Here is a 22,916-nt window from a genome sequence, read left to right as displayed (position 1 = left end):
ATCCTTTTAGCGGACGTCCCTCACGCCTCCCGGTACCAGTCCTGGATGTTGTCAGTCTCGTTCGCCCAGCCGCTCAGCGCCGGCCGCAAGTTGTTGGCGGCGGCCTCGACCTTGAGGCGGTGCATCACCGGAATGAACACGGTGTCCTGCCACAACAGGTCGTTGCACTTGATGTAGAGCGCAGCGCGCTTGACCGGATCGGTCTCGGTCTCCGCCGCCGCGATGGCGGCATCATACTCCTTGTTGACGTAGCGCGGGAAGTTCTGCCCCTGCCACTTGTTCTCCTTGGTGGCCACATTGGCGGAGATGTAGCGGCGCATGTGCAAGGCCGGGTCAGGCTGCGTCATCGGGATCTGGAACTCCTCGATGTCCGCGTAGAACTTGGGATAGGTGTCGGGGTTGGCCACGTCCGACGAGAAGAACACCGAGGCGACGACCGATTTCAGCTCCACGTCGATACCGGCCTTCTGACAGGCCTGCTTGACGATGGCCTGGGTCTTCTGGCGCGGGCCGTTGGTCGAGGTTTGGTACAGAAGCTTGAACTTCTTGCCGTCTTTCTCGCGGATGCCGTCCGCTCCGACTTTCCACCCGGCGTCGTCGAGCATCTTCGACGCCTTCTCGATGTTGAACTCCCACGAGGTGTTCTTGGAGACGAACTTCTCGGGCCCGTTGAGGTAGTTGGCGGTGGTGCGGCCGGCGCGACCATAGATCGCCTTCTTGACGGAGTCGCGGTCGACGAGCAGGGCAAGCGCCTTGCGCACGTTCGGATCCGAGAGGATCGGGTGCTTGGTCTTCATCGATGACCGTTCGCCATCGATCTCAGTGTTGGGATCGGTGAAGTTGATCGCGATGAACTCGATGTCGCCGCCGGTGGCGTAGAGCGTCTTGCCCTTGCCGCCCTTCTCCAGACGCAGCAGCACGTCGTCTTCGACCTGCATGTTCCAGGCGAAATCGAACTCGCCGGTCTGGATCACCGCGCGCGCCGCCGAGACGGCATCGCCGCCGCCCTTCATCTCGATCGTGTCGAAATGGGGACGGCTGGGCATGTGATAGTCGGGGTTGAGCTCGCCGCGGACCACATCGCCCGGCTTGAACTCGACGAACTTATAGGGACCGGTGCCGACTGGGGCCAGATTGTTCGGCGCCTCGCGAGATTTCGAACCCTTGTACTCCGCAAACAGATGCTTGGGGAGAACGCAGCCATAAGCCCCGACGAAGGCATTTGCCCAGAAGGGCGTCGGGGTCTTGAACAGGATGCGAATCGAGAGATCGTTGACCTTCTCGACCGTGATTTCACCATAGGTGCTGATGCTGACGGCAGCCGTGGCGGGATCGCTGGCGTATTGCCAGGTGAACACGAAGTCGTCGGCGGTAAGCGGCTTGCCGTCGTGCCATTTGACTCCCGGCTTGATCTTCCAAACCACCGATTTGGCATCGGCGGCGAGGCCGCCGTTTGCAAGCGAAGGAATCTCTGCAGCGAGGATCGGGTTGAGATTACCGTCGGCATCCCAGCTCGCGAGCGGCTCGTAAAAAAGCCGCGATCCGTCCTGGTCCTTGGTGCCGGTGGCGAAATGTGGATTGAGCAGCGTCGGCCCCTGCCACCACAGCAGCTTGAGAGGGCCGCCGCCCCCGCGCTTGGTCGGCTTGTAGACCGCCGGGCTCTGCGCCATGGCAACCCCGCCGAGCGCGAGGATCTGGTTGGCCAGGGGAGCGGTGAGACCAACCGCGGCCACGCGCTGGATGAAGGCGCGGCGATCCATCCGTCCGTCTTTCACCTGGCCGATCATCGAACGCAGTTCTTTGTCCAGCATGGTTGTCCCCCCGTCTGGTTCCCATAGTGATGATGGCGGCCGAGAAGCGTCGGCGGCCCATTTGGCTGGGAATAGATGGCACACTGAATGGGGTGCACGTCAACAGGGACCGTGTGTATGCAAACGGTCTTCTGACTGCATGTTGGGCAAAAATTCGTTCTTCAGCCCATCCGTTCGGCAATCCAGCATCGAAACCTGCCGGATAGCGCGCTGCACTGCGGAAAATTTGTTCGGCGGATCAGACGAAGTATCGAGGCGAAACTCTACGCCACGGACATGTCGAGCGGCGGCGCGACATGGTCCGGCAGCGGACAGACGTAAGGCGTCTTGGCCGTCCGCCTTTGCAGATCCGCCTTGGCCGCCTGGATCAGCTCTGGTTCCGTCAGCGCCTTGATGCCGAGGCCGGCCATCGCCTTCGCCGCCTGTACCATGGCCTTGTGCGCGTGTGGGCTCTTTCCCTGCGCCACCACCTGCCAGGTGTGGAAGGGCGTGCCGATCGCAACCGTCGGCGCATGGACCTGCACGGTCGGCACGACCCAGCTCACGTCGCCGACGTCGGTCGAGCCGACCAGCGGATTACGCTTGGCGTCGAGCGGCACCAGGAAGTCGGCCAGCGGCCGATCGGTTGGCTCCATCCCGATCGCGTAATAAACGGAGGCGATGTCCTTGTCGCTCAGCGTCGCGCGGATCTGGCCGGCAAAGCTCTTGTCCGCGTCGTCGAAATGCGGCGGGCCGAGCTCTTCCATCAGCTGGTGCAGCGCTTGCTCCAGCGGCGCGTTCGGCAGGATGTTCGAGACCGCGGAGATGATCTTCATCTCGACCTTGGTCTCGGTCATCAGAGCTGCGCCCTCTGCGATCTTGCTCACGCGCCCGACCAGTTCGTTCATGCCGGGCAGGTCGCGGGCGCGGATCGAATAGCGCACGCGCGCATGGGCCTGTACCACGTTGGGCGCAATGCCGCCGGTGTCGAGCAAGGCATAATGGACGCGCGCGTCGCTCGGCATATGCTCGCGCATGTAGTTCACGCCGACATTCATCAGCTCGACCGCATCGAGCGCGGAGCGGCCGAGATGCGGCGAGGCCGCCGCATGCGAGGTGCGGCCGGTGAAGATGAAATCCGCGCGCGTGTTGGCGAGCGAGGGGGTCACCGCCACCTCCCAGAAGCTGTGCGGATGCCAGGTGATGGCGATGTCGGCGTCCTCGAACGCGCCGGAACGCACCATGAAGGCCTTGGCCGCGCCGCCCTCTTCGGCCGGACAGCCATAATAGCGCACGCGTCCAGTCACCTTGTTCTCGGCGAGCCAGTCCTTCACCGCGGTCGCGGCGAGCAGTGCAGCGGAACCGAGCAGGTTGTGACCGCAGCCATGACCATGGCCGCCGGTTTCGACGGGGCGATGCTCGGCGACACCCGCCTCCTGGCTGAGGCCTGGCAGAGCGTCGTATTCACCCATGAAAGCGATGACCGGACCGCCCTCGCCCCACTCGCCCATCACCGCAGTCGGAATGCCGGCGACGTTCTCGGTGATGCGGAAGCCCTGATGGCGCAGCTCGGCAAGATGTTCCGCGGCGGACCGCGCCTCGGTGTAGCACACCTCAGGCATGCCCCAGACCCTGTCGCTGAGGTCGATGAAACGCGCCTTGATCGTGTCGATGCCACGCCAGATGTCGCTGCGGTTGTCCATGCTCGTCGTCCGTGATCCCTTGGTCAAACGAAGCGGCAAGGGTTAGCAGCTTAGGTAGGAGCCGCCTAGCAGCGGCAGGGGCACCAGCCATGCGGCCCGGCAGGGTCTCACGCACGGCCCAAGTCGACTGGCCACACGAACCACCGCACCACTACATTCTCGGCCTCGACAACGCGTCTTTACTGACAAACAGGAGGCGCCGCCGGAAGGCCGTCGGGCTCTCGGCAACCAGCACCCCCTTCAGAGATTGTAGACCGCCTGCAAAGAAGGGCTCCCGAAGCCCATTACCGTGAACCTCGGTCCATTCCGGTATCTGCAGTCCGTAGACGCGCGCAAGGTGCTCCGCCACGGCCGCTGCATAGGCGTCGTGTACAGCGTCGATCGAAGCTGGCCGTTCTTCGATGGCCTGCTGGCGCGCGTGCGGGTTCGCGTAAAACCAATCGAGAAATTCGCGAAGCGAGGGATCGAACTTCTGCTCGCCAGCACGCACGCGGCGAACGACATCACTTAGCGTCGCGGGCTTCTTGCCGAACAGGCTCATGATTGGCTCGCCGGAGGCGTGTGATCGTCTTCAGGTCCGTCGAGATTTGAGAAAATCTCCTCGAGACCCAACCGGGTCTTGGGTTGAAGCATGTTCTGCGGATAGAATTTTTCGACCAATGTCAGTGCATCCCGGCTGTTCTTGACGCCTATCGCGCGTGCGAGGAGCTTGATGTCATCAATGTCCGAGTTCGTTTCCACACCGCCGACACGCATCGCCCGGCATTTCATGGCAAACAAGTATTCCGGTCTGGCGGTGTAGACGCGGAGGCCGGGCTGATCCTCGGTGGGGTAGGTCTTAAATAGGGCCTTCACATCTGGGTCCGCGTCTCTCTTGCTCAACCACCCCTTCACTCCGTCGTTCAACCAGTTCTCGTCCCAGCCGAACTCCTCCGCCATCTCGGCCGCAAGCCTCTTGATGAAATCCTTGTTGCCTTCGAACACCGCGTCGACGTCTCCGGTGTTGATCTGCCGGTTCAAGGTCAACAGGAGGGCCGATCCGCCGTAGACCACGATTTCGACGGTACGGCCTGCGGCGTAGGCCCGGCGGCCAAGCTCGGTCAGTGCATTTTCCAGAGTCAGCCGATCGAAATTCTTGTCATCGCTCATGGCTTGTTCCACAGATGAGGGAACGATACGCCTGCCACATGGGACCGACAATGTCTTTTCGGGCGACGCCGGGACTTACAAGTCGCGCCTGCTCCAGAATTGCTGCATTTCCCGGCCGGTCCACGCAGGGCGGTCTTTAAAGAGAGGCGTTTGCATCATAGATTGTCTTTGATTTCACGCGGCGCTTCTTGCGCTGGAGGCATGTCAAAGCGCCAAGAGGACGACCAGGAGAACTCCATGCCCACCCTGACCGAATGGAGAGTGCCGCCGGCCAACCAGCCGCGAGCGAGCGACTACGGCTTCGATCTCGACCGCGCGCTCGGCTCCGTCGTCGGCCTGCACGCCATCATCCCGCCGGACGCCTTCAGCGCCGAGACGCTGGGCACCGAGCGCGCCGGCAACGGCGTCGTGATCGACGACGGGCTGGTGCTCACCATCGGTTACCTCATCACCGAGGCCGAGTCGGTCTGGCTCCACCGCGCCGACGGACGCGTGGTGGAAGGTCACGCGCTCGGCTTCGATTCCGAGACCGGGTTCGGGCTGGTGCAGGCGCTCGGCCAGCTCGACGTCGCCCCGCTGCCGCTCGGCTCGTCGGCGGCCACCCGGATCGGCGACCGCGTCGTGGTCGGCGGCGCCGGCGGGCGCACGCGCTCCGTCGCGAGCCAGATCGTGGCCAAGCAGGAATTCGCCGGCTATTGGGAATATCTGCTGGATGAGGCCATCTTCACCTATCCGGCCCATCCGAACTGGGGCGGGACGGCGCTGCTCAACGAGCGCGGCGAGCTGATCGGGATCGGCTCGCTCCAGCTCGATCGTGAGCGCGACGGCAAGGCCGAGCACGTCAACATGATCGTGCCGATCGACGTGTTGAAGCCGGTCCTGGACGATTTGCGCAAGTTCGGTCGCGTCAACAAGCCGGCGCGGCCCTGGCTCGGGCTGTTCTCGACCGAGATCGACAACCGCGTGGTGGTGATCGGGATCTCCGCGGGCGGTCCGGCGGCGCGCGCCGAGCTCAAGACCGGCGACGTCATTCTCGCCGTCAATGGCGACAAGGTCACGAGCCAGACCGCGTTCTATAAGAAAATGTGGGCGCTCGGCGCGGCCGGGGTCGACGTGCCGCTCACCGTACACCACGAAGGCGTCACCTTCGACGTCACGGTGACCTCGACCGACCGCTTCAAGCTCTTGAAGGCGCCGAAGCTGCACTGACCCCGAGCGCAAGGAAGCCGCGATGACCGAGGCCGTGGTGGACGACATCGTGGCCGTGCTGCCGCCGCTGCTCAATGCGCTGGAGGCGCTCGGCTACTTCCAGCGGCATCTGCACCCGCCGGCTTTCGCCACAGTGATGACCGCAATCGGCAGACCTGACGAAGTGCTGCAGGCCGCGCACGCCGCGATTGGAGCGTGGCCGGAGCAGTTCGCTGGCTTGCGGGCACGGCTCGATGCGGCTTGCAACGAGACGCTCGCCGCCTTTGCCGGCATTCGCGAGGTCGAGCGCGGCCGCGGCGATCTCGTCGCGGTCTTCCGCGCGCTGCGCCACCTGCCGCGCGCGCAGGAGGCGCTGTATCCGCTGGCAGTGCAGTTTCCGCCGGTGAGCAGCTTCTTCCTCAACGCGGCCAACCGGGACAACGCGAATGTGTTGTCGCGGCTGGAGGCTGGCGCGGGCGAACATACCGGAATCTTCCATGATCACAACGAGCCCGGCAGCCGCGGCGGCTTCTCGGTCTATGTGCCCGAATACTACACCCCGGACCGGCCAGTGCCGCTGGTGATGGCGCTGCATGGCGGCAGCGGCAACGGCCGCGGCTTCCTGTGGAGTTGGCTCCGCGACGCGCGCAGTCTCGGCGCGATCCTGGTCGCGCCGACCGCGACCGGACCGACCTGGGCGCTGATGGGCGATGATGCCGACACGCCGAATCTCATGCGCATCATCGAGATCGTACGCAGCCGCTGGAGCATCGATGCTTCGCGCATGCTGCTCACCGGCATGAGCGACGGTGGCACTTTCTGTTACGTCAGCGGGCTCGACGGCGCATCGCCCTTCACGCATCTGGCGCCGGTGTCCGCAACCTTCCATCCGCTGATGGTGGAGATGGCCGACGCCACGCGACTGCAGGGACTGCCGATCTTCATGACCCACGGCAAGCTCGACTGGATGTTTCCGGTGCAGACCGCGCGACAGACGCAGGCGGCCCTCGCCGCCGCCGGCGCTGATGTCACGTATCGGGAGATCGACGATCTCAGCCACACCTACCCGCGCGAGATCAATGCGGAGCTGATGGCGTGGCTGAATAAAGTGTGAACGACAGTCCTTGCATGCGCCGCATGGTCGCGGAACCATCAGATCGGGCCGACGTTATCGCGCGTCACCGGAGGTTAGCCATGCGGACTTTTTTCGGAATGATTTTGGGCGCGCTACTTCTTGCGGGAGGCGTCTACGTCTATGACTCCATGCGGACGTCGTCGGTTGCCAACGGCGATATCGCAACCGGCAACCGCACCATCGTGAACTGGGACGTTGCGAAGGCCGATTGGGACGCGCTACGCGATCGCGCGCACAAGGACTGGGTCCGGATTTCCCAGAGGTAACATCGACCCTGAAATGAACGAGGCGCCGTTGCGGCTCGCAGCGGCGTCTTTGCATTGGCCACGCGCAACGCTGCGCGTCAGTTCATCTTGGCCTTGCGGGCGTCGGCAATGACCTGCTCGAACTCAGCCATGCTGAGCACGCCGGGCACGCGATACTTGCCGACGATGAAGGACGGGGTGCCGCGGAAGCCGAAGGCTTCAGCCTGTTCGTTATTGCGCTTGAGGATGGCGTCGATGTCCTTGGCGAAGCTGGTGAGATCACGCTTCAGCCGGTCCATGTCGACGCCGGCAGCCGCCAGCAATTCGTTGACGCGCGGCTCGGTCAGGCGCGAACTGACGCCGATCAGGGCGTCATGGGCCTGATGGTACTTGTCCTGGAATTTGGCGGCCAGCGCGCTCCGCGCCGCGGTAACCGAGACCGGCCCGAGGATCGGCCAGTCCTTCATCACCAGCCGCACCTTGCCGTCGTCCTGCACGACCTGGCGCAGCTCGGGCTCGAGCTTGCGGCAATAGGGACAATTATAGTCGGACCATTCCACGATCGTGATGTTGCCGTTGGGATTGCCTGCGACGGGCGTGTCGGGATCGCGCAGCACCTTGGCCTCGGTCAGCACCTCGTCCTCAGCGGTCGCGGCGCCCGCCAGGCTGATTCCGCTCGCTGCGACGGCGCCCGCTCCGATCAACGTCAGTGCCGCACGCCGGGTCGGCGTCAGACGGCCCTTGTTCCCAAATTCGGTCATATCTTGTCCCGTTTCGGCCCCATCACCGCACATACGGCTCGGGACCAGGAGATGTTACAGACATATAGAGCGTCGCGGCAGCGAAGTCATCGCACCAGCAGCGTGACTGCCAGCGGGACCAGGAACGAGGTCACCAAGGCGTTCAGGCTCATGGCAATGCCGGAAAAGACGCCGGCAATCTCGTCGACCTGGAACGCGCGCGCGGTCCCGATGCCGTGCGCGGCAAGGCCGGCGGCGAACCCGCGAGCGCGATAGTCGGTGATGCCGGTGCGGTTCATCAGCGGGGTCACGATGATCGCACCCATGATGCCGGTGAGGATGACCGCGACGGCCGCCAGCGAAGGATCGGCGTGCAGGGATTCGGCGATACCCATCGCAACGCCGGCGGTGACTGATTTCGGCGCCAGCGACAGCACCACGTCACGCGGCAGGCCGGCAAGTTCGGCCAGCAGCACGACCGATACCACCGCGGTGACCGATCCAGCGACCAGAGCCACCAGCATCGGAAAGATCGATGAGACGACGCGCTTGCGGTTCTCGTAGAGCGGCACCGCGAGCGCAACGGTTGCCGGCCCGAGCAGGAAATGCACGAACTGCGCGCCGGCGAAGTAGGTCGTGTAGGAGGTGCCGGTCAGCAGCAGGAACGCGCCGATGATCCACATCGCGTGCAGCACGGGATTGGCTAAGGGATGACGCCGTGTCGCCAGCGAGACAGCATCCGTGCCGGCATACACCAGCAGCGTCACGGTCAGCCAGAGCAGCGGCGATTGCGAGAGATAGACCCACAGCGAGAACGGGTTGTCCTTCATCGCGCGTCCTGTTGCTTCAACAGGCGGCTGACGAGGCGAAAGGTCAGCACCGTCGCCAGCAGCGTGATAACCACGGACAGCGCGAGCACCAAAATGATGGCGATGCCGTGAGATGCAAGCAGATCCAGCTTCTGCACGACCCCTACGCCGGCCGGTACGAACAGCAACGAGAGATGGGCCAGCAGGCCCTTGCTCGCCGTCTCGACACCGTCATTGCGCAGCGGCCCGCGCGCGAGCAGCTCGAAATGGTCGCGGGCGAGCAGCAGGGTCAGAAGCAGCAGAAGGCCGAGCACGGGTCCCGGCAATGGCAGGCCGAGACCGCGCACGGCGGCTTCGCCGACCAATTGGCAGAGCAGGATGAGGCCGAGACTTGCAAGCATGACCAACGCATCAAGGAATGCGCTGGCACGCTTGTCAATCGCCGCCATGCACAGACGTGTGCGGCACGTCCGGCGCCGCAATACGGGGCACCATCGCCATCAAGGTCCCGGTCATGGTCGCGATCAGCGTGGTCTTGCCGTCATGCTCGGCAACCGCCTTGGCTTCGCAGAAAGTCAGCGTGCGGCCGGACTTGACGACTTCGGCCTTGAAGACGAAGCGCTCGCCGCGGGCGGGCGCGAGCAGCGTGGTCTTGAATTCGACGGTGAGTATGTCCGCCTCGGGCGGCATCAAGCTGAACGCCGCAACCCCACAGGCATTGTCGAGCCCGGCCGTGATGATGCCGGCATGGATGAAGCCGTTCTGCTGGGTAAAGGACGGCGCATGCAACATCGCCAGCTCGGCCTCACCGGGCGCGAGTCGGACGATGACGATGCCGAGCGTGCGCATGGCCGGCTGGCGATCGAACAAGGCGATGGCGGCCGCACGATAGCCGGGATTCTTCGGCTCGAAGCCGGTCATGGCTCATACCTCGGCTGGTTCGGCAATGTGGCTCGAGGCAGCCTCGCGAATGGCGTCGGCGAACGGAGCGGATTTGCGGAGCTGACGGTCAACGTGGTCGCATTGCCAAATGTAGACCGTGCCTCCCGCGCCATCGCACTCCTCCCCGTGTATTTCGTCTTTGATCGTTGATACGGTAGCGTATCAAACCCAAGCCGCGTTAGCAATACGGCACCGTATCAACAACCGGTGAGGCTTCCTCCATGAGTGACGGCAAGGGCGATGCCTGGGTCGAGGCAGGTTTTGCCGAGCTCGCCCGCGCAGGGGTGGAGGGCGTGCGGGTCGAGGTGCTCGCCAAGACTCTCGGCGTTACCAAGGGCGGCTTCTACCGCCGCTTCGCCGACCGCGCCGCACTGCTCAAAGCCATGCTGGAAGCCTGGCGCCAGGGACGCATCGCCGCGGTCGCGCAGCAGACACGTCTCGACGGGCAAGCGCCCCGCGAGCGGCTGCGTGCCGTGATCCAGCTCTATTCCGAGCGGGTCAATCCGGAAGGAATGGCGGTCGAGCTCGCGATCCGGCAATGGGCCCGCTCGGAGCAGAACGCCGCGGCAGCAGTCGCGAGCGTCGACGCGGCTCGGCTCAAGCACGTCGGCGACCTCTATCGCGCGACCGGCCTCGCGGCCGAGGAGGCGGACGCGCAGGCCTTTTTGTTCTACTGCTTCATCTTCGGCCAGAGCCTGTTGTTCGTCGAGCGCGGCCCGCGCAAGCTGTCGCAGCTGGTGGCGAAATCGGCCGAGAAGTTGCTGGATTAAGCGAAATGGCCGGAGCGCTGCTCCGGCCATCGCGTCAATCCGGAGTTCAGGCGGCGCCCTTCAGCTTCTTGGTGCACTCGCTGTAATAGCCGCCGCCCTTCTGGATCCATTTCAGGCCGCCATTGCCGTTGGTGGTCTTGTTGGCGTTGTACTGGTCGACGCAGGTGTGCAGCCGCGCCTTTCCGGGAGTCTCCTTGGCGTATTTCGGATCGACTGCGTTCGGATAGACCGCAGGGCCGGCCGGCAGCGCCGGCGCGGCGGCTGGCGCCTCCTCCTTCTTCGCCTGCTTCGGCTCGGCAGGAGCGGCGGGGGCAGCCGCGGCGGGCGTTGCGTCTGCGCCGCACTGGGCCTTGCGGAAGTCGTTCCACTTGGTGGTGCCGAGCGAGCCGTCCTTCTTGGCGGCCTGATATTTGGCGCTGCACTCCTGCGCGGTCAGCGCCTGCGCCGGCGCGCTCGCCAGCAATGCAGCGACACAAGACGCTGCAATCGCGCACGACAATTTAGTCTGAATGGTCATCCCTGGGTCTCCTGCTTGGTCTTTCCGACGGAAGTGAAACGAGGATTGCTATCCTAGCGTGTCGGCCGCTTGCGACAAGGATGCGATGAGTTGCGCCGGTAAAATATAGTGATGCCGGCGTTGAAATAATTCATGTTGCGTTCAGCAACGCAGGCCGACGGTCCCAGCCCTTTGCAATTCCCGCAAGAAGAGTGCACCAATGACCGTCACGTCCCGCCTCGTCGCCATCGCTCTCGCCACCCTGCTCATCGCCGGCACCGCCTTTGCCCAGACCCCTGCACCGGCCGTCAAGACCGACACTGCCGCCACGATCGCCGACAAGAAGGCAACCAAGGAGCGGTCGGCGGAATCGCTGGAATGCTCCAGGCAGGCGGACGCCAAGGGATTGAAGGGCAAGGAGCGCAAGAAATTCCGCCGCGAATGCAAGAAGGCGGCAAAGGCCGGCGGCGCAGCCGACGCAGCACCCGCCGCCCCCGCGGCCGACAAGAAATAAGCCCAGTCACCATCGTTCGCGAGTATCCGCGAGAGGCGCGCGCATTGCGGCATGACGAGCCTGCAATTGTGCGCCTCGCGCCCATTTGCGATAAGGCGGTGTGAAGCAAATCAGCGCCTCCCTGCCGCTCGCATGGCCGAGCCGTGCCATGCTCCTGAGCACGGTGGAGACGCTCGTCATCGGCACCGCCGGCGGCCTCGTCTTTCTCGTTGCGAAACTTCCCGGCGGGCTGATCTCTGGCGCGATGATCGCGGTCGGGATCGCCGCAATGGCCGGCCGCCAACTGACGCTGCCGCCGATCCTGGCCCAGACCGTGCTGGTGCTGCTCGGCATCTCGCTGGGCTCTGTCGTCTCCCGCCATTTGCTCCAGCAGGTCAGCGCCTATCCCGTCACCATCGGCCTGCTGGCGCTCGCCACCTTCTGTTCGACCTTCGGATCGAGCTACTATCTCCAGCGCATCCATGGCTGGGATCGCACCTCGGCTCTTCTGGCCGGCAGCCCCGGCGCGCTGTCGCAGATCACGATGTTGGCGGTCGAGCGCGGCGCCGACCTGCCGGGTATCGCGGTGGTGCAAACCCTGCGCGTCATCATCCTCACCGCCGCGCTGCCGATGGTGCTGGCGATTGCAGGCGTGACGCCCTCCGCTGTCCCCTCGCCGACGACGGCGATCGCCTCGCCGCTCGACCTTCTCCAACTGGCCGCGGCCTCGCTGGCCGCAGCACTCGTGCTGCGGCTGATCAAATTTCCGGCGAGCTGGATGTTTGGCGCGATGATCGGCTCGAGCGTGCTGCATGGCGCTGGATGGGTCGAGGGCGGCCTGCCGGACTGGATGCGGGGCGTAGCGCTGATCGGAATCGGCGCGCTGATCGGCAGCCGCTTCGCGCGCATGCGGATCAAGACACTCGCCGGCCACCTCCGCGCGGCGCTGGGATCGTTCGCCGTGGCCATCACCGTTTCCGCCGTTTTCGTCGGCATCGTGGCGCTGACCACGCAGGTGAAGCTCTCCGACGTCGTCGTCGCCTTCGCGCCCGGCGCGATGGATGCGATGCTGGCCTTGGCGCTGACGCTGCACATCGACCCGATCTTCGTCGGCGCCCACCACCTCTCGCGCTTCGTGTTCGTGACGATCGCAACGCCGGGCATCGTGCACCTGTTCGGACGCACGCAGGACGACGTGGACGATTGAGCTCTCAGCGCTCCGCCGTCCGCGTCAATCCCCATCCGGCGATCGCGGCCATCAGCAGCGAGATCAGAACGTTGTAGCCGGCGAGCGAGAGGCCGAGGAAGCGCCACTGCACCTCGTCGCAGCGCACCACCTTCACGGTGTCGAGCTTCGAGAGGAGATCGGCGGCGCTGCCGAGATTGACGACGGGACCGCTGCAATCGGTCGGTCCCTTCCAGAATCCCCATTCGACGCCCGAGTGGTAGGCGCCGAGCCCGGCATTGGCGAGCGTCGCCAGCGCGAGGATCGCGAGCCCCGCGAGCAGCAGCGGCCGCGGCGCGCCGTTCCTCGCCGCCAGCGCCGTCAGCGCGCCGAGCGGAATCGCGAGGTAATAGGCGTAGCGCTGCTCGAGGCAGAGCGGACAGGGCAGGATCTCCAGCACGAGCTGGAAGAACCAGGCCCCTGCGATCGTCGCGGCCGCAATCAGCGTGACGAGCAACGAGGCCGTCAGCGCAGCGCCGCCGGCGGCCGGCTTGAACGCAGGTATCGCGGCACTCTGGGTCGTCACGGCAGCCTCTCTCGCATCTCTCGCGCTCCCAAGCCTCTAGCCCCGGCCTCCGCGGCTGTCGAGAACGTCCGGCATCACTTTGGCGCGGGTTGACCCCGCTTTGTCCATGGCTATAGTCCGCCGGCTTCGCGACGCTCCCTTCAAGGGCCGACCGAGGGCCCCTGTGGCGGAACTGGTAGACGCGCTCGACTCAAAATCGAGTTCCGCAAGGAGTGCTGGTTCGATTCCGGCCAGGGGCACCAACTAGGCTGTTCAGGCCCGTTCGAAGTCGTCCGCAACCGTCCGCGGAGTGCCCGGAAACCCTTGAAAAATAGGCTTTTCTGCGTACATTCTTGTTCGTCACCGTTTGTTCTCCTCCGATCCCAGCCGCCCCATTTGCTGGTATTTTTGCTGGTATCGTGCTGGTATCGAGAGAACAAACGTTCACGGCGACTTTCGCTTATCCGAATGAAGGAATTGAGCAGATGGGCGGCAAGAACGATGGCGCGTGCGCCGACCCCAAGCAGATCAGGACCGACGTCGACTGCCGCGCCGCCCGACCGAAATTCGACAATGGCGCGTGGAGTGCCGCCAAGATTTCCGACGTGACCGGCGGCTGGCTCTATCTCTTCGTCACGCCGGACGTGAGCAGGCCCGGCAACGCTGCCTCCAAGCTCTGGCGAATGGACTACCGCTTCCACGGCCGCCAGAAAACCTACTCCATCGGCCCCTACGGCAACGGCAAGGATGGCACGTTCTCGCTCGCAGACGCGCGGCGCGAGCGCGACAAGGCCAAGGACCTGCTCAAGGAAGGCAAAGACCCGAGCATCGAGAAGCAACTCGACAAGCACAGGCAGGCTGCCGCCCGGCCTTTCGGGCAATGGGCCGACGAATGGCTCGCAAAGAAGAAGGTCGAGAAGGTCAAACGCGGCAGAATCGTCGCGGTGCGAGATCCCAAGACCATCGAGGTGCTTGAGCTGCGCGTCGGTTACGTCAAGGATCGCTTCGGCAAACTGTGCAGGCAGGACATCAAGCGTCCAGACGTGCTGGCTTTCATGCGGTCATACGAGGCCGAGGGAAAGCTGGAAACCCGTGACCGCGTGCGTAGCATCGCCGAGCAAATCTGCAATTATGCCGATGTTGAAGGCGACGGCTACAATCCATTCCGCAACCTGAATGGGCAGATGATTGCCAACATTTCGACGCCGCGTCCGGGTGTCACCGAACCACGTGACGTGACGCGTGTCTTCAAGCTCATCAGTGCACCTTGGACGAAAGCGAGGTTTGGTGACGTCGTTGGTCTCGCCTTGCGCTTCGATGCGCTGACCATTCCCCGGCCGGGCATGGTCAATGAAATGGAGTGGAGCGAAGTCGATTGGGATGCCAAACGCTGGACTGTTCCAGCCGCCAAAATGAAGACCGGTTGGGACCATGTCGTGCCTTTGTCACGGCAGGCACTCGCAATCCTGAGGAGCGTTCAAAAGCTAACCGGCCATCGCCGATACGCGTTTTCTTGCTCAAAGGATGCCCCGCTATCGAACAACACACTCAACAAGCGATTGCGGCTGCTTGGCATCGACACAAAGACTGACCATTGCGCCCACGGATTCCGGACCACCTTCTCGACCCTGTCTCACCACGAGGAGATCAAGGACGCCAAGGCATGGGATGGCGATGTCGTCGAGCTACAACTCGCGCACCTCGATAATTCGACTGTGGAAGGGCTCTACAAGAAGCACGGACCGCTCGCGCTGATCGGCTCGCGAACGAAGCTGATGCAGCATTGGGCTGATCGGATCGACCACTGGCTCGATCCCAAGAAGGTGATGCCGATCAAGCGCGGCACGCAGGCCTGAGTCACCTATCTTCAGGCGCTGTTGATGCTGCCTGGTTCGATCCGTGGCAAGCTCATGTGATAGTCGTCGACGCTTGCGCATCTCGTGCTGGAAGCGGATCGATTTGTCGCGGATCTCGACGAACGCGCTCCTGATCTCGAAAATGTCGGCGGGAATGACGATTTTAAGTGTACGCATCAATGTACCCGGAGTTGTCTATCCGATGGACTTCGAAAAGCTTCGGCAACGTCGCCGAACACTTTCTCACTTCATCCAGGATGACTTACAACCAAGCGCAGGTATCAGCAGGCGCAGCAATCACTTCTTTGTTGAGTCCTGCCCTCCGCCGGTTGACGTTGCCAAGATGGCCGAGGTAATTGGCAGGATAGTCTGGCGACGCCACAGGCTGTCCGCCTAGATCGATGCTGTAGATTCGCATTGGACGCGGCTATTTTTTTGAGCCTCTTCTCCCCGCGATCAACGAACGTTGCGCTCACCTTTCCGTTCACCTGTCGCCAGGCATCTTCGGAAACGGAGATGCCGCCGGGCGCGGCGATACCTTCCAGCCGCGCCGCGATGTTGACGCCGTCACCCTTCAGAAATTACAATGATACTTCTATAACATAGTAGTTCGCAGTTTTATTCTGAATGGCGCGCCATCGCTCTCGACGGCAAGCAAACTAAGCTCTTCACTCCAATAAGCTTAGTCTTGTTTGCAGCGCTCATCGCTGACGCCAGGCGGACGCGCTAAGGTCCTCACGTCGGTCGACGCCGGCATATTGCCCTGCCAATGGGAGAGCGCGGCGGCGCGTGGCGAGGATACGACATCAAGCACTTGCCTGATGGCATGGCGTGGGAGTAGCAGCTCGACGCTGTCTTCGCCCCCGCAGTCGATCGCCGCCAGTGCGCCTCGAAGCGGCGGCACGCCGGAGGCGCGTTGTCCAGGTGGTGCTCGCCCTTGATCCCCTTTTCCCGAAACGCGTTCGGCGATGTCGAGCCGGTCGGCATTTAGGATATTCGCGCCGAACACGCCGAGGACACGGATCAGCAGCGAAGTTGGAGATGCTCGGTTCATGCTGACCAGCAACCTCGTCAGCTCGATCGATAGCGACCTCATCGATATCGCCGTCATTCCCGAGATATCGCTGCCGGGCCCCAAATGTTGACGCCCCCGCTATTTCTGGTCGCCAACGCGCAAGATGGTCAGATGGTTTGCGCGTCGACGACATCAGTCGCGCTAGCGAATTGCGACGACGAGGAACAAACTCTTCATTCGGCAGCCAGGGCCCTTCGCATCCTTCCGCTCGGCGATCAGCTACTGCGTCTGGGGAATCAGCTCGCGGCCGCAGCCGATAGCATCGATCAGGGATCGCCGGAAAGAGCGCCGCTTCCGAATTTCATCTAGCAGCGGCCTTATAAGTAGCCGTTGGAGATAAGCAGACCAACTGGCATCGCCAGCGGATTACGTTGATATTCAGTCGAGGAAACGATTCGCAATTCCTCACGCAACGGCTCCACTACGGGATCGAAAAACACGCAGCGACGTTTTCCAGAAAAAATGCCGGGGTCAAAAGACCCCGGCAAGTGAGGGAGAAAACGCCCTTCGGCGTCGACAACTACCATTCGCCTGTTGAATGGCAGGCCCGCTGGCGGCCGAGGAACTCAAACCGAACGAGAGCGCCCCGAACCAAGAAATTGACGCCGGCCAAGGCAAAGCTCGCGCGGATAATTATCGGTGGGTTGGGTTCATCGCAAAGTTTCCTGCCTGTCCTTGCCTTTTTTGGTCTCTCCGTAGTCGAGAGAAGGCTGTTAGGGCAGAAAATTACGCGCTTGTTGGGGGCGCTTGATAGGTATCGTGCAATACTATTTGGGCACCCGGATTCTGCACTGAAAAGAAAGGCGTTCGGCCCGTCTATACAGGCGATCGAGTTGGCCTCTGCGCCTTTGTGCCGTTGGCGTGCCGCGCGACCTGTTTGGCGATCTTGAGAAAATTGAACAGATGCGAGGTCCTATTGTCGCGGCGGTAATTCAGCGAAAGTGAGGTACCGGGATTGTGGCCGGAATATCTTCGGTAGGTGACGCCTTCGCGCTCGGATCGCGAGACCGACAACGGTACGAGCGATACGCCGACACCGACGGACACTAGGCTGATCGCCGTCTGATAGTCTTGCGCCAACACGGGCGATTTGGGCACGAAGCCTTCCACCTTGCAGACCGACAGGATGTGATCTGCGAAGCTCGGTCTTGGCTTACGCGGATAAAGCACGAACGTCTCGCCGCTCAACGAAGCCAGCGGTACCGGATCCTCGCCCAAATGACGTGAAGCCACTGGAGCCGCGAGGATCAACGGCTCGTGATAGAGGGGATCTGACTTTAATTCCTCGTCGTCGAGCGAAGGCCGCGCGATCGCGATGTCGATCTCCCGCTGTATGACCGCGCGCTTCAGCTCCGCATTGTTCATCGCGGACAACGCGAGGTCGACTTCCGGATAGACGTTACGAAATTTGCTGATGATTTCGGGCAAGACGCCATGACTTGCGGACCCCACGAATGCTATCCGCAGATAGCCGGACATGCCTTGTCCGATGCGCACCACCTCGCGTTCCGCCCCCTCCACTCGGCTAAGGATTTCCCGTGCGCGGTCGAGCAACACTGTACCTGCCTGAGTCAGCGCGACTTGGCTACGGCTGCGGTCAAACAAAGAAACCCCTAGATCGCCTTCGAGTTGAGCAATCTGACGGCTGAGAGGAGGCTGCGCGATGTTGAGGCGGATCGCCGCTCTTCCGAAATGCAACTCTTCCGCAACGGCAACGAAATAGGAAAGCCGTCGAAGATCCAGCACCTCGTCGCGAGCGGGCGGCATTTAGGTGGGCATCTTGGCCATGGCATCGATGAAGTAACGCCTGAATGCCTTCGGGTTCTCGCTCATCGGGAAATGCCCAAGCTCTTCCATGATCTCGATGGTGGCGCCCGGAATGGCGGCCGCCGTACGCTGCGCGTCGGCAGGAGTACAGGTCAGATCATATTCGCCGCACAGCAAATGGACAGGGGTTTTTCGCGTATCTATCCGGGACAGACGTTCGACCAAGCTATCGTCGCGAGTGTAGAAGCTGAGGTCGCCGCGGAAAACTCCGGGACCGGATTGCATGAACATCCACAGCGTACTCCACCGCTCAGATGACGGCGCTTGCGGCGCGATGTTAGCCGAAACCAGCGCTGCACCCATTTCCCCACCGTGGGCATCTGGGCGGTGGAACCAGTCGATGTCGTACCAGGCCGGCTGGAAATCGGATGCTTCGACGGCTATGAACCCTCCGAATCGCTCTGAGTGCAGCGCAGCAATTTGCAGCGCGATGCGTCCACCCATCGAGCACCCGACGAGAATTGGCTTTTCGAGTTTCAACGCCGCGCACAAGGCGAGTACGGTGTCAATATATGCCTCAGTTGTTAGGAGATATTCCGCGGTCTCAAAGCCGTCCGGCGGAAGCGACTTCCCGTGCCAAGGCATGTCGAACGTGATGAATCGGTGACTCGCCGTTAGCTCGCGATCGTTGAGTACGAACCGCCATTGCCGGGTATCGGCGCCGGCGGTATGCAACAGCACGACCGGCTGGCCGCTTCCTGCCTCCTCGAAATAAATTCGATGCCCGACGTCAGCGATGCGAAGTTGTAGATAGCGGCCACAGATCGGCTCGATCACGCTAGTCATGCTGCGCCCGCCCGAGTGCCATGAACTCTTTGAAGAAGCGCAGATTTTTGACTAGGAGAAGGATGTCGCCCTCAATTCTACCGACACCGAGTTTCACCAGACCGAAGATGTCGTGATAGCCGGGTCGCGGTGTAGTTCGCCAGAATTGTTGCAGGGCATCGGCGCTCGCTCTCAAAGCGAAGTGCCACGGAATCTTCGCGCTCGGACCAGGCGTTATTCGGACGATGCAACCACGCTCGAAAGTTAGATAGAGTTCGCTTCCCTCAACGTCGATCAGCACGGTAGCGTCGAATAGGTCTCCCAGCCGACGCAAGTGCGCCAAATCCGAGAGTTGTCTCACCATCCCCTCGAACCTTTGCTGTAGCTCCGACTGGATGGCCACTTGTCAGCCCTTCCTCGTGTAGGCCCGAACACGGTCATGGTCGACCGTAACGCCTAGGCCTGGGCCATCGGGTATCACCACCTCGAACTCTTCGAATCGGAGCGGATCGGTGACGAGATCCTCGACCAGGATACGCGGGCCGAAATGCTCGGTACCCCATTCCAACGTCGGGAGTGTCGAAAAGACCGCGAGATGTGCGGCGGCACCGATGCTGCTCTCGAGCAGACAGCCGCCGTACAGTTCAAGGCCGTGGGCAGCCGCGACGCCCGCAGTGCGCTTGAGTTCGAAGAGGCTCCCGCTCTTGACGAGTTTGAGCGAGTAGACGCTGCCGCAGGCGAAAGTCGCGGCAAGGGCGAGTTCCTCCTTGGTGAACGCGGCTTCGTCGATCAGCAATGGGATCGAAGTGCGGGCCGCGACCCGAGCCATTGCTTCGAGTTGGTCAGCGGGGACGGGCTGCTCTAGGAGAGCGATGTCGAGTTCCTCAAGCGCCGGCAGATATCGGATGCAATCAGCCTCGCTCCAGGCCTGGTTGACGTCTACGATCAAACGGACCGCGTCGCCGAGCCCCTCGCGCAGCGTCCGCAGACGCTTGAGGTCGTCCTCCGCCTGGTGGAAGCCGAGCTTTATCTTGAAGTCACGATGCTCCTTCCTGTGGAATTTTTCACGTGCTTCTTCGAGTTCCTGCCCGCTGTCTCCAGACGCCAACGCCCACAGAACGCCGATCCGGTCGCGAACCGCCCCCCCTAGAAAGGCGCTTGCTGGAAGGCCAAGCGTCTTACCGCAGGCGTCGAACAAAGCGGATTCGACCGCTGCCTTTGCGGAGAAATTGCGCTTTGCGGCTTTCGCGAGCCGCAGGGTGTTGTCTTCGAACGCGATCGCGGGCCGCCCATACAAGGCCGGCGCCAGATATTTCGTCACGGTCGCAGCAATCGACTCAACGCTCTCCTCGGCCCAACGCGGGCCACCGAGGGTAGACGCCTCACCAATGCCGACCGCCCCGTTCTCGAGCGTAACGCTCACCAGCACGTAACCTTGATGCGTAACCTCGGTGTTCGAGAGGCGATGTCGCCGCGTGGTCGGCGCATCGATGATCGTCGCCGAGATCGCGCGGACCGCCGTGTCTGCGAGAGTTGCCTTCGGCTGATCTCGTAGGGTCGTCGGTTCTTTCAACGCCAGATTCATAGCGCGTTCGCCTCATGTCGAGCGCGGCCTCTGCCGCCAAGTAGGCAGCATCACCTCGTGCGTGGGTGGATGGTAGGTTTGTCGCTGGGCTTCACTCCGCCGCGAGGACCTGCGACTTGGCGAGGGCCTTCTTGAGCCTGAAATCGAAATCCATCACAAGATCCGTGTCGGCGCCGGCGGGAGCCAACCTGAACTTGCCGATCAGACTCTCCTTCACTGCAAACACGGAATCGCCGTCGAGATGCTTGGAATCGGCATCGAAGATCTGGGAGATCAGGCTCTGATAGCCGTCCTTTGCGATCATGAAGTGGATATGTCCCGGACGCCACGGATGGTGGCCCATGTAATTTAGCAGTTCGCCGGCTGCACCGTCATACGGTATCGGATACGGCACCGGCCGGACAGCGACAAATTCGTATTCGCCATTGCGATCGGTGAGAAAGCGGCCTCGCAGATTGTAGTCGGGCTGATCGGGATCCTGCTGTTCGTAAAGGCCGTTTGGCGCATCTTCCCAGACGTCGATCGTAACGCCTTCGATTCCGTTGCCTTTCGTATCAAGCACGCGACCGCGTACTCGCACGGTCTCTGCATCGTCGAAGCTCTTCTGGATGATCGACGCCCCCTTCGGCAACACCGGGGGATTTTCACGATAGAAGGGTCCGAGGACCGTGGACTCGCTCTCCCCGTCGGTCACCTTGTGATCGAGCATGTCGACGAGTACTTCCAGCCCGAGAATATCCGTAAGGAGGATGAACTCATTGCGGGCATCGCTGGAGATGTTACCTGCGCGCCGCATGAACTCGCAAGCTGCGAGCCATTCGGCAAGGGTCAGATTGACCTCCTTGGCGAAGCTGTGCAGATGGGTAATGAGAGCCGTCATAATCTCGCGATTGCGTGTCGGAATGTCGGGCGACATCGCCCTAGTCACGGCGTCGGTGATGTTATCGATCGAAACGTTCCTCATGAGATCCTCCCTCGATATGTTTTGATAAGGTTCGCCCGGCGATTGGGGGCCGTCGGATGGCAAGTTCAGAGCCCACTATAGCGGAAGTGTCGAAATAGCTCGATAAGGCTAGGGGTATTGCACGATACCCGTCGAGGTGCGCACTCCAAGACTAAGGTTCGGTGGTACCGAACCATATCGAAAGCCTGCCCCTCGATGCCGGATCTGTTGCGCAAAGCACACCGCGCGCGAAATCAATTCAACAATGTAATGCGACAGACGAATGCCCGTTCGCATTGCCGACAACCTTCGCCCACTATCTGGTCTTAGCAAGCGAAATTGGTGCTCGTTAGCGCCGATAGCTTTCCACAAAAAGAAAAAACTGTTACACTTCAAAAGGCGCAAGATTGAAGCGGCTGAAAAGCCGTCGCGCTGCAGGGCGGGCGGATGGTTTCTGGATGGCGCTGAAAGCGTTGGTTATTGCCGTCTCGGTTTGACGCCCTCTCGTATCGAGGTCTGGAGAGAGGCGATGACGAAACGAATGGGACCACCGGGCAACGAGTTTCGCGACGTTCCGGCGTGGGACCTCATTCGGGCGTTTCTTTTGCTCAGCCGGTATGGTGATTATCAGGCCGCGGCCGAGATCGAGCGGGTCGACGATTCCACGTTACGCCGTCGCATTCGGGCGCTGGAATTGCACTTCGGTCGAACGCTTTTCGTTCGCAACGAAGGACGCTGGGCGGTCGCGCCGGATCTAGAGGGACTGCTGCACTCCGCCTTGCGCATGCATGAAGCGGCGCGCAGCTTTACTAAGGATCCTCATGAGAGCGGTGGCATCGTCCGGATCTCGACACTCGATCTTTTCGCGCAGCGCTTTAGCCAGGTGTTTGTGGCGCTATGTGATCGGCATCCCCGCATCCAGCTCAACATCACCACCGAGTCTTACTTTGTCAATCTCGAGCAAGAGCAGATTGACATCGCCATTCGTTTGGCGCGGCCGGTTCGCGATAGCGGTACGCTGAAAATCCGTAAGATCGGCGATATCCATGTGAACGCCTTTGCCAGTCCAGAGTACCTCAATCAACGTGACGGAGAGGCTCGCAATCCGAATTTTTCGGATCACCGGCTACTGACGATGAATACGCAATTCTCACATATCGATCACGAATTCCCCTATGCCGACCTTGACTCGGAAATGCTGGGAATTCGCGGTCACCCCGTGGCGTCCGCCGACAGCTTTCAGGTGCTCAGACAACTATGTGAGCTTGGGCTTGGCGTTGCGATACTGCCGACTCGGTACGCCGGAGAATCCTCCGCACTGGAGATCGTCCACCGGGACCGGCCAAATGTAGTCACCGAACTCTGGCTGGTTAGCCGTTTCGATTTGCGAGCGGGTTGGCAGCGTGATCTCGCAGCTATGTTGCAGAGCGATCTGAGCAAGTGGTCGCATTGAACTGACATGCCAACCGACCCAGGCCGCAAGAGGCGAGTGCTGGATGTCCGTTACGGCTATCCCATGGGGGGAAGAGTCTGCTCGCCATCGCCGTCGAATGGCTAATCGCCTTAGAATCTGCGCGATCAGCGCCGCGCGGTTGCTCATCAAAATCGACGTGCGAATCGTTGGCTCGTCGAGAGCAATGTGGCGGATGCCATTTGGGCTGGCCAAGCGTCCGCC

Annotated in this window: 25 protein-coding genes and 1 tRNA gene; 9 read left to right on the top strand and 17 right to left on the bottom strand. The window is 62.1% G+C overall.

The features are described from left to right. Nucleotides 1-20 precede the first annotated feature (20 nt). The 4 genes from AC3WLX_RS27510 to AC3WLX_RS27495 form a co-directional block, all read right to left on the bottom strand. Complete coding sequence (locus AC3WLX_RS27510) at nt 21-1,811, bottom strand: peptide ABC transporter substrate-binding protein (RefSeq protein WP_492338318.1); 1,791 nt, start codon at nt 1,809-1,811, stop codon at nt 21-23. A 263-nt stretch (nt 1,812-2,074) separates the two neighbouring features. Next, nucleotides 2,075-3,493: a M20 family metallopeptidase gene (locus AC3WLX_RS27505; protein ID WP_291623965.1), complete on the bottom strand. Its 1,419-nt coding sequence runs from the start codon at nt 3,491-3,493 to the stop codon at nt 2,075-2,077. Nucleotides 3,494-3,644: 151 nt separating this feature from the next. Then, nucleotides 3,645-4,034, bottom strand: a complete 390-nt coding sequence (locus tag AC3WLX_RS27500; protein ID WP_291623963.1) for a hypothetical protein — start codon at nt 4,032-4,034, stop codon at nt 3,645-3,647. Beyond that, nucleotides 4,031-4,642 (bottom strand): hypothetical protein, encoded by a 612-nt coding sequence (locus tag AC3WLX_RS27495; RefSeq protein ID WP_492338317.1) that lies wholly within the window; start codon nt 4,640-4,642, stop codon nt 4,031-4,033. The genes AC3WLX_RS27500 and AC3WLX_RS27495 overlap by 4 nt, the downstream gene beginning before the upstream one ends. Nucleotides 4,643-4,879: 237 nt before the next feature. Between AC3WLX_RS27495 and AC3WLX_RS27490 the strand changes: the two genes are divergently transcribed. The 3 genes from AC3WLX_RS27490 (at nt 4,880) to AC3WLX_RS27480 (ending at nt 7,231) form a co-directional block, all read left to right on the top strand. Beyond that, complete coding sequence (locus tag AC3WLX_RS27490) at nt 4,880-5,851, top strand: S1C family serine protease (RefSeq protein ID WP_492338316.1); 972 nt, start codon at nt 4,880-4,882, stop codon at nt 5,849-5,851. Nucleotides 5,852-5,873: 22 nt separating this feature from the next. Next, on the top strand, nt 5,874-6,944 hold the full coding sequence (locus AC3WLX_RS27485) for a phospholipase (protein ID WP_492338315.1): 1,071 nt from the start codon (nt 5,874-5,876) through the stop codon (nt 6,942-6,944). 80 nt (nt 6,945-7,024) lie between these two features. After that, nucleotides 7,025-7,231 carry a hypothetical protein gene (locus tag AC3WLX_RS27480; protein WP_291623956.1) on the top strand — a complete coding sequence of 69 codons (207 nt, stop codon included), beginning with the start codon at nt 7,025-7,027 and terminating at the stop codon, nt 7,229-7,231. A 77-nt stretch (nt 7,232-7,308) separates the two neighbouring features. On the opposite strand, the gene AC3WLX_RS27475 is transcribed toward AC3WLX_RS27480, so the two are convergent. The 4 genes from AC3WLX_RS27475 to AC3WLX_RS27460 form a co-directional block, all read right to left on the bottom strand. Continuing rightward, nucleotides 7,309-7,971 (bottom strand): DsbA family protein, encoded by a 663-nt coding sequence (locus AC3WLX_RS27475; protein ID WP_492338314.1) that lies wholly within the window; start codon nt 7,969-7,971, stop codon nt 7,309-7,311. Between the two features lie 86 nt (nt 7,972-8,057). Then, entirely contained in the window at nt 8,058-8,780 is a 723-nt protein-coding gene (locus AC3WLX_RS27470; RefSeq protein ID WP_492338313.1) for an LrgB family protein, read from the bottom strand. Beyond that, nucleotides 8,777-9,160, bottom strand: coding sequence for a CidA/LrgA family protein (locus tag AC3WLX_RS27465; protein WP_492338312.1), 384 nt, complete (start codon nt 9,158-9,160; stop codon nt 8,777-8,779). The genes AC3WLX_RS27470 and AC3WLX_RS27465 overlap by 4 nt, the downstream gene beginning before the upstream one ends. A 34-nt stretch (nt 9,161-9,194) precedes the next feature. Further along, the gene (locus AC3WLX_RS27460) at nt 9,195-9,680 is read right to left on the bottom strand and encodes a PaaI family thioesterase (RefSeq protein WP_492338311.1); all 486 of its coding nucleotides are present in this window, start codon (nt 9,678-9,680) and stop codon (nt 9,195-9,197) included. 242 nt (nt 9,681-9,922) lie between these two features. Here AC3WLX_RS27460 and AC3WLX_RS27455 point away from each other — a divergent pair, with 242 nt between their 5' ends. Continuing rightward, a complete protein-coding gene (locus tag AC3WLX_RS27455) occupies nt 9,923-10,471 on the top strand; it encodes a TetR/AcrR family transcriptional regulator (protein WP_492338310.1) in 549 nt (182 codons plus the stop codon). A 46-nt stretch (nt 10,472-10,517) separates the two neighbouring features. Here the strand turns inward: AC3WLX_RS27455 and AC3WLX_RS27450 are convergent, their stop codons facing one another. Further along, nucleotides 10,518-10,988: a hypothetical protein gene (locus AC3WLX_RS27450; RefSeq protein WP_492338309.1), complete on the bottom strand. Its 471-nt coding sequence runs from the start codon at nt 10,986-10,988 to the stop codon at nt 10,518-10,520. A gap of 199 nt (nt 10,989-11,187) precedes the next feature. Between AC3WLX_RS27450 and AC3WLX_RS27445 the strand changes: the two genes are divergently transcribed. Together AC3WLX_RS27445 and AC3WLX_RS27440 are read left to right on the top strand one after the other, a co-directional pair. Beyond that, nucleotides 11,188-11,481: a PsiF family protein gene (locus AC3WLX_RS27445; RefSeq protein ID WP_492338308.1), complete on the top strand. Its 294-nt coding sequence runs from the start codon at nt 11,188-11,190 to the stop codon at nt 11,479-11,481. Between the two features lie 100 nt (nt 11,482-11,581). Beyond that, a complete protein-coding gene (locus AC3WLX_RS27440) occupies nt 11,582-12,667 on the top strand; it encodes an AbrB family transcriptional regulator (protein WP_492338307.1) in 1,086 nt (361 codons plus the stop codon). A 4-nt stretch (nt 12,668-12,671) separates the two neighbouring features. On the opposite strand, the gene AC3WLX_RS27435 is transcribed toward AC3WLX_RS27440, so the two are convergent. Next, nucleotides 12,672-13,211, bottom strand: coding sequence for a disulfide bond formation protein B (locus AC3WLX_RS27435; RefSeq protein WP_492338306.1), 540 nt, complete (start codon nt 13,209-13,211; stop codon nt 12,672-12,674). A gap of 157 nt (nt 13,212-13,368) precedes the next feature. Here AC3WLX_RS27435 and AC3WLX_RS27430 point away from each other — a divergent pair. Both AC3WLX_RS27430 and AC3WLX_RS27425 read left to right on the top strand, forming a co-directional pair. Beyond that, nucleotides 13,369-13,453, top strand: a tRNA-Leu gene (locus AC3WLX_RS27430). 90 nt (nt 13,454-13,543) lie between these two features. Beyond that, nucleotides 13,544-15,046 carry a tyrosine-type recombinase/integrase gene (locus AC3WLX_RS27425; RefSeq protein ID WP_492338305.1) on the top strand — a complete coding sequence of 501 codons (1,503 nt, stop codon included), beginning with the start codon at nt 13,544-13,546 and terminating at the stop codon, nt 15,044-15,046. A gap of 682 nt (nt 15,047-15,728) precedes the next feature. Here AC3WLX_RS27425 and AC3WLX_RS27420 read toward each other — a convergent pair. From AC3WLX_RS27420 to AC3WLX_RS27390, 7 genes are all read right to left on the bottom strand, one after another. Further along, nucleotides 15,729-16,157: a flavin reductase family protein gene (locus AC3WLX_RS27420; RefSeq protein WP_492338304.1), complete on the bottom strand. Its 429-nt coding sequence runs from the start codon at nt 16,155-16,157 to the stop codon at nt 15,729-15,731. A gap of 281 nt (nt 16,158-16,438) precedes the next feature. After that, nucleotides 16,439-16,648, bottom strand: coding sequence for a hypothetical protein (locus tag AC3WLX_RS27415; protein ID WP_492338303.1), 210 nt, complete (start codon nt 16,646-16,648; stop codon nt 16,439-16,441). Nucleotides 16,649-16,937: 289 nt separating this feature from the next. Next, the gene (locus AC3WLX_RS27410; protein ID WP_492338302.1) at nt 16,938-17,888 is read right to left on the bottom strand and encodes a LysR family transcriptional regulator; all 951 of its coding nucleotides are present in this window, start codon (nt 17,886-17,888) and stop codon (nt 16,938-16,940) included. Beyond that, nucleotides 17,889-18,734 (bottom strand): alpha/beta fold hydrolase, encoded by an 846-nt coding sequence (locus AC3WLX_RS27405; RefSeq protein WP_492338301.1) that lies wholly within the window; start codon nt 18,732-18,734, stop codon nt 17,889-17,891. It abuts the gene before it with no gap. Then, on the bottom strand, nt 18,727-19,116 hold the full coding sequence (locus AC3WLX_RS27400; protein ID WP_492338300.1) for a hypothetical protein: 390 nt from the start codon (nt 19,114-19,116) through the stop codon (nt 18,727-18,729). The genes AC3WLX_RS27405 and AC3WLX_RS27400 overlap by 8 nt, the downstream gene beginning before the upstream one ends. A 3-nt stretch (nt 19,117-19,119) precedes the next feature. After that, nucleotides 19,120-20,298: a muconate/chloromuconate family cycloisomerase gene (locus tag AC3WLX_RS27395; RefSeq protein ID WP_492338299.1), complete on the bottom strand. Its 1,179-nt coding sequence runs from the start codon at nt 20,296-20,298 to the stop codon at nt 19,120-19,122. 91 nt (nt 20,299-20,389) lie between these two features. Beyond that, nucleotides 20,390-21,325 (bottom strand): dioxygenase family protein, encoded by a 936-nt coding sequence (locus AC3WLX_RS27390; protein WP_492338298.1) that lies wholly within the window; start codon nt 21,323-21,325, stop codon nt 20,390-20,392. A gap of 199 nt (nt 21,326-21,524) precedes the next feature. Here AC3WLX_RS27390 and AC3WLX_RS27385 point away from each other — a divergent pair, with 199 nt between their 5' ends. Then, nucleotides 21,525-22,694 (top strand): LysR family transcriptional regulator, encoded by a 1,170-nt coding sequence (locus tag AC3WLX_RS27385; protein WP_492338297.1) that lies wholly within the window; start codon nt 21,525-21,527, stop codon nt 22,692-22,694. The last annotated feature ends 222 nt before the right edge of the window (nt 22,695-22,916 follow it).

It is taken from the genome of Bradyrhizobium sp. FW305-F6 (assembly GCF_058782905.1).
This window is presented reverse-complemented; position numbering and strand designations above follow the sequence as displayed.

What these genes read in the sequence shown, in the direction of transcription:
- AC3WLX_RS27510 (WP_492338318.1), bottom strand. Translation starts at nt 1,811, where the DNA reads ATGCTGGACAAAGAACTGCGTTCGATGATCGGCCAGGTGAAAGACGGA.
- AC3WLX_RS27505 (WP_291623965.1), bottom strand. Translation starts at nt 3,493, where the DNA reads ATGGACAACCGCAGCGACATCTGGCGTGGCATCGACACGATCAAGGCG.
- AC3WLX_RS27500 (WP_291623963.1), bottom strand. Translation starts at nt 4,034, where the DNA reads ATGAGCCTGTTCGGCAAGAAGCCCGCGACGCTAAGTGATGTCGTTCGC.
- AC3WLX_RS27495 (WP_492338317.1), bottom strand. Translation starts at nt 4,642, where the DNA reads ATGAGCGATGACAAGAATTTCGATCGGCTGACTCTGGAAAATGCACTG.
- AC3WLX_RS27490 (WP_492338316.1), top strand. Translation starts at nt 4,880, where the DNA reads ATGCCCACCCTGACCGAATGGAGAGTGCCGCCGGCCAACCAGCCGCGA.
- AC3WLX_RS27485 (WP_492338315.1), top strand. Translation starts at nt 5,874, where the DNA reads ATGACCGAGGCCGTGGTGGACGACATCGTGGCCGTGCTGCCGCCGCTG.
- AC3WLX_RS27480 (WP_291623956.1), top strand. Translation starts at nt 7,025, where the DNA reads ATGCGGACTTTTTTCGGAATGATTTTGGGCGCGCTACTTCTTGCGGGA.
- AC3WLX_RS27475 (WP_492338314.1), bottom strand. Translation starts at nt 7,971, where the DNA reads ATGACCGAATTTGGGAACAAGGGCCGTCTGACGCCGACCCGGCGTGCG.
- AC3WLX_RS27470 (WP_492338313.1), bottom strand. Translation starts at nt 8,780, where the DNA reads ATGAAGGACAACCCGTTCTCGCTGTGGGTCTATCTCTCGCAATCGCCG.
- AC3WLX_RS27465 (WP_492338312.1), bottom strand. Translation starts at nt 9,160, where the DNA reads ATGCTTGCAAGTCTCGGCCTCATCCTGCTCTGCCAATTGGTCGGCGAA.
- AC3WLX_RS27460 (WP_492338311.1), bottom strand. Translation starts at nt 9,680, where the DNA reads ATGACCGGCTTCGAGCCGAAGAATCCCGGCTATCGTGCGGCCGCCATC.
- AC3WLX_RS27455 (WP_492338310.1), top strand. Translation starts at nt 9,923, where the DNA reads ATGAGTGACGGCAAGGGCGATGCCTGGGTCGAGGCAGGTTTTGCCGAG.
- AC3WLX_RS27450 (WP_492338309.1), bottom strand. Translation starts at nt 10,988, where the DNA reads ATGACCATTCAGACTAAATTGTCGTGCGCGATTGCAGCGTCTTGTGTC.
- AC3WLX_RS27445 (WP_492338308.1), top strand. Translation starts at nt 11,188, where the DNA reads ATGACCGTCACGTCCCGCCTCGTCGCCATCGCTCTCGCCACCCTGCTC.
- AC3WLX_RS27420 (WP_492338304.1), bottom strand. Translation starts at nt 16,157, where the DNA reads ATGACGGCGATATCGATGAGGTCGCTATCGATCGAGCTGACGAGGTTG.
- AC3WLX_RS27415 (WP_492338303.1), bottom strand. Translation starts at nt 16,648, where the DNA reads ATGGTAGTTGTCGACGCCGAAGGGCGTTTTCTCCCTCACTTGCCGGGG.
- AC3WLX_RS27410 (WP_492338302.1), bottom strand. Translation starts at nt 17,888, where the DNA reads ATGCCGCCCGCTCGCGACGAGGTGCTGGATCTTCGACGGCTTTCCTAT.
- AC3WLX_RS27405 (WP_492338301.1), bottom strand. Translation starts at nt 18,734, where the DNA reads ATGACTAGCGTGATCGAGCCGATCTGTGGCCGCTATCTACAACTTCGC.
- AC3WLX_RS27395 (WP_492338299.1), bottom strand. Translation starts at nt 20,298, where the DNA reads ATGAATCTGGCGTTGAAAGAACCGACGACCCTACGAGATCAGCCGAAG.
- AC3WLX_RS27385 (WP_492338297.1), top strand. Translation starts at nt 21,525, where the DNA reads ATGCCCGTTCGCATTGCCGACAACCTTCGCCCACTATCTGGTCTTAGC.